1 protein-coding gene is annotated in these 485 nt (G+C 59.8%); it reads left to right on the top strand.

The genetic code is table 11. The annotated features are described in order from the left end of the window. The coding region (locus A3754_RS27360) for a hypothetical protein (protein ID WP_063519074.1) at positions 1–349 on the top strand (349 nt) is incomplete at its 5' end. Positions 350–485 lie beyond the last annotated feature (136 nt).

Genomic DNA, 485 nt, shown 5'->3' with positions numbered 1-485 from the left:
GGGCGCGTTCCTGCATGAAGGCCTGATGTGCCACCCCGGCGATCCGGGACGCAGTCGCCGCATCCTGGAGACCTGGGACAGTGGCTGCATCGAGCTGATCATCGCCTCGTGCGAATACCTGGACCCACTGTGGCAAACCGTCTCCCACATCTGGTTCGAGCCCCGTGGGCGCCCCGGCATCTTCGAGTATGAAGTGGTCAGTGAGTTGGGCGAATGGCTGGGTGAGCAACTGCTCACTACCGGCCAACTCCCCAGCGACAAGCAAGCTGAACGCTATATCGAAGCGTTGGTGAATGACTTCTTCGAGATCGGTGATGAGTCACCCTCGTCGTCAGGCCGCGCCGCATGATGCCATTTAGGCATCACTCACTCTCCATCCCCTTCCCTTACTTCTAGCCCCGGCCATTGTGCCGGGGCTTTTCTTTGTCAGGAGAACACTCATGGCACAACCGAAAAGCACAACTCCTACCCAGCGCCCGGCACTG

The sequence above is a fragment of the Alcanivorax sp. HI0083 genome (assembly GCF_001635175.1).
Note: the sequence above shows the minus strand (reverse complement) of the source record. Positions and strands in the feature narration are given on the sequence as shown.